Origin of the sequence: Spirosoma sp. (genome assembly GCF_048594605.1) — a bacterium.
Lineage (GTDB): Bacteria > Bacteroidota > Bacteroidia > Cytophagales > Spirosomataceae > Spirosoma.
In genome coordinates this window covers 1-3,784 of sequence record NZ_JBMDWV010000285.1, presented here as the reverse complement: position 1 = coordinate 3,784, position 3,784 = coordinate 1, and the positions used below count along the sequence as shown (strand labels likewise).

The following is a 3,784-nucleotide window of genomic DNA, read 5'->3' as shown; positions in this document are numbered from 1 at the left end:
CCCTCCAAAAAAAACAGTGAGCTGACCATCAAGAATCTGTTTACCTTACTGAAAAAAGAAGACTGGCTCTACATCGAATACGTAAACGCCCGGGCATTTTTGGAAATCAGGGACATGCTAATCCGTCATGATGCCCCTTTGGAAGAATACTACGGGATATTCGATGGAAAAACGGCTAAAGCCTTAAACCGTCAGCTTACGCAGCTTATTGAAGCAGGTCAGTATAAATAATCCGGTAATGCTATTTCGGTCGGTTGGGTTGCACGGTTTTCTTTCGGGCCGTTGCCTTCGGCTTATCTGATGAGGAGCTGTCTGAACCATCGGGCGATGCCGAGCGATTTTTCTGAGTGGGCGGTACGTACATATAATCTCGGGAAGATCCTTCGTCGGCAATGGTCATGCTCTGGGGGCTGGTGGTGGCCGGTCGTTTCCCTTCCGTCAGATAGCCTGCACCGGTAGAAGCCGTTGAACCGCCACTACGTGCACCCGTCGTCGACTGCGCCCTGCCTGCCTGACCAAGAACCGCCAGTATCGCCAGAATGATAAGTGCTTTATATCGTTTCATCGAGTCAGTAAATTAAAATCAGCGAGTGATCGAGAAGACCACTCGCTGACTGCCTTGAGCGATTTACTTCATTTTCTTGTCAATGGCGTTGATGGCATCCATATGCTTTTGCAGCGTAGGCAACGTCTTGCTGGCAAAATCTTTGACAGCCGCATTGGTTTCGGTATCATCAACCGCCTTTTTAAACAGATCGATGTCTTTTTTGTGGTCATCAACCATCATGCTGACATATTTCTTGTCAAACTCAGCGCCAGACAGTTTCGCCATTTCGTTTACATGTTCCTGCTCATCTTCGCCCAATGTTGTCGGCAACGTAATGTTATGCGTAGCAGCGATCGCTTTTAGTTCATCGTTGGCTTTCGAGTGATCTTTTACCATCATAGCGCCGAAATCTTTAACGTCCTTGCTGGCGGCTTTTTCTTCGGCCATGCGGCCCAGTTCAACTTCCAGCATGCCACCATTCGCGGCCTTCACGGCAAATTCGTTGGTGTCGTCGTCCTGTCCGGTACCGGCTTCTTCTTTTGCTTCGTTTGCACTATCTGCGTTTTCAACGCTATCGGTAGTTTCTGTCTTTTTGCTGCTGCAGGCCTGGAAACTTAAGGTGCTGATAGCCAGTAGTAGCGCTAAACTTATCTTTTTCATAACGTAGTTTTGTTTAGTTAACCGTTGATACAACGATTATCAGGCTATTAGGTTTAAGGTAAATGAAAGGAGTTGGAATTTTAGGACAAATTTCTTTGTTTTTGAGACAAATTTCTTAAGTTTGTAGTATGATTATTCCTGATCGCATGGCTCTGGTATTCCTGGCATTAAAAGGAGTACCCGCCACTCGTTTCTTTGAGATTGCCGACCTGACCGGTTATAAGCGTGAGCAATTAGCCGAGGTATTTGATACGTCATTAAAAACGTTTCAGCGGTATGAACGAGAACAAAAAAGCCTTAATCCACAGGACAGCGAAAAAGTGCTTAAAATCATGGCACTTTTCCAGACAGGAGAGTCGGTGTTTGGATCAGCATCGGCCTTTCGTCGGTGGATGGATAAACCGGCTTATGGCCTAGGTAATCAGATTCCGTTTGAGTTGCTGCATACGTCCGGGGGGATCGATCTGATCATGGATGAGGTCACTCGTATCGAATACGGCGACCTTGCCTGATCGTGCAATAACGTAATACCGGACAATGCTTGTTTATCGAATTACAAAAGCCATCTATGCTGATCGATTAGTCGCGTCGGGCGGAGCAGCCCGCTGGAATGAAAGGGGGCAGTTTGTTATTTATACGGCCGCTACGCGTGCGCTGGCTTGTCTGGAGAACGTAGTGCATCGGAGTGGAGAAGGGCTTCAGGAGATTTTTCGGGTTATGGTCATCGACATCCCGGATGAGTTACGTATAGACCTGCTTGTTACGGATACGTTGCCCGCCGACTGGTTTGATTTTCGGCAATACGGGACGTGCCAGCGAATAGGAGGGGAGTGGATCCGTAGCGGTCGGTCTCCGGTTTTAAAGGTGCCTTCGGCGATAATCAGTAACGAATGGAATTACCTGCTGAATCCGGCTCATCCTGATTTTCAACGTATAGGCTTAATCCGTACAGAACCTTTTGTTTTTGATCCCCGAATTAAAGCCTGAAATATGTAACTTTTAACAGGGTATCGGTTAGGTTTTAGTTGAAATAGAATTGTATTTCATTTAGATGATACTGTTTTTGTTGGTTACTCACCGTTAGCAATTAGAAGCGTGATTTTATCACTATTTTAGCGTATTTGGGTGCTTATTTGCGGCATTATTTCTCTTTTCTCCTGAAAATTTTGTATATTTGTGTATAAAGCGATTGGCGTTTCGCACGTGAATCGGAATAGTAATTTTCTGTGAAAATCCTTTAGCACATGGCGGAAGAAAATCCCGACCTCGAATCTACCAGTAATATCATTCCTATTAACATTGAGGACGAAATGCGTGGCGCCTATATTGATTACTCAATGTCGGTTATCATCTCGCGTGCGTTGCCCGATGTGCGCGACGGTCTGAAACCCGTTCACCGCCGGGTGTTGTTTGGAATGGCTGAATTAGGGGTCAATTACAATAAGCCTCATAAGAAATCGGCACGTATCGTAGGGGAAGTATTAGGTAAGTACCACCCGCACGGCGATGCATCGGTTTATGATACAATGGTCCGGATGGCTCAGGATTGGTCGTTACGGTATCCGCTCGTTGATGGTCAGGGTAATTTTGGATCAATTGACGGCGATTCACCAGCGGCTATGCGCTATACCGAAGCCCGACTGAAGCGAATTGCGGATGAGCTATTGACGGACATCTATAAGGAAACGGTTGACTTTCAGCCCAACTTTGATGATTCGCTACAGGAGCCGACGGTAATGCCAGCCAAACTGCCGAATTTGTTGCTGAACGGTTCGTCGGGGATTGCGGTTGGGATGGCGACGAACATGGCTCCTCATAACCTGACCGAAGTGGTGGATGGGATCATTGCCTATCTGGATAACAATGAAATTTCTGTTGAGGACCTGATGCAGTACGTGAAGGCACCTGATTTCCCGACGGGGGCTACCATCTACGGCATGGAAGGGGTTAAGTCGGCGTTTAAAACCGGGCGCGGCCGCGTAGTGATGCGGGCCAACGCAACGATTGAAGAAAACAAAGGCAAAACCCAGATCATTGTGACGGACGTACCGTACATGGTCAATAAAGCGGTGATGCTTGAAAAAACAGCCGAGCTTATAAATGAAAAGAAAATTTAAGGGATTTAGTCTTTCAGGGATGAGTCAGACCGCGATGGATTGCGGGTGGTATACGACCTGCGTAAAGATGCTATTGCAAATGTCGTTCTAAATAACCTCTATAAGCACACCGCTCTGCAATCATCCTTTAGTATCAACAACGTAGCGCTCGTGAAGGGACGCCCAATGCTGTTGAACCTGAAGGATATGATGAAGTACTACGTTGAACACCGGTTTGAGGTAGTAACCCGTCGAACGCAGTATGAGCTGCGCGAAGCGGAAAAACGGGCGCATATTCTGGAAGGCCTGCTGATTGCCCTGGATAATATTGATGCGGTGATCAATCTGATCCGTTCATCGCGCGATCCTGAAGTAGCCCGGACCGGTTTAATGGGGCAGTTTTCATTGAGCGATGTGCAGGCGAAAGCAATTCTCGAAATGCGTTTACAACGCCTGACGGGTCTGGAGCGGGATAAACTCC

5 protein-coding genes and 1 pseudogene are annotated in these 3,784 nt (G+C 47.1%); 4 read left to right on the top strand and 2 right to left on the bottom strand.

The window, feature by feature from the left end; all coding sequences use genetic code 11:
- Positions 1-231: hypothetical protein (locus tag ACOJS8_RS16980; protein WP_420149734.1), on the top strand; the 231-nt coding region annotated here is incomplete at its 5' end.
- A gap of 10 nt (positions 232-241) precedes the next feature.
- Here the strand turns inward: ACOJS8_RS16980 and ACOJS8_RS16975 are convergent.
- Both ACOJS8_RS16975 and ACOJS8_RS16970 read right to left on the bottom strand, forming a co-directional pair.
- The gene (locus ACOJS8_RS16975) at positions 242-565 is read right to left on the bottom strand and encodes a hypothetical protein (protein ID WP_420149733.1); all 324 of its coding nucleotides are present in this window, start codon (positions 563-565) and stop codon (positions 242-244) included.
- A 63-nt stretch (positions 566-628) separates the two neighbouring features.
- Positions 629-1,207, bottom strand: coding sequence for a DUF4142 domain-containing protein (locus ACOJS8_RS16970; RefSeq protein WP_420149732.1), 579 nt, complete (start codon positions 1,205-1,207; stop codon positions 629-631).
- A gap of 128 nt (positions 1,208-1,335) precedes the next feature.
- On the opposite strand from ACOJS8_RS16970, the gene parS reads away from it, so the two are divergent.
- The 3 genes and pseudogenes from parS to ACOJS8_RS16955 all read left to right on the top strand — a co-directional run.
- Complete coding sequence (gene parS / locus ACOJS8_RS16965) at positions 1,336-1,719, top strand: type II toxin-antitoxin system Xre/ParS family antitoxin (protein ID WP_420149731.1); 384 nt, start codon at positions 1,336-1,338, stop codon at positions 1,717-1,719.
- A gap of 25 nt (positions 1,720-1,744) precedes the next feature.
- A complete protein-coding gene (locus ACOJS8_RS16960) occupies positions 1,745-2,194 on the top strand; it encodes an RES family NAD+ phosphorylase (RefSeq protein ID WP_420149730.1) in 450 nt (149 codons plus the stop codon).
- 257 nt (positions 2,195-2,451) lie between these two features.
- Positions 2,452-3,784: pseudogene (locus tag ACOJS8_RS16955) on the top strand (DNA topoisomerase (ATP-hydrolyzing)); the annotation flags it as partial.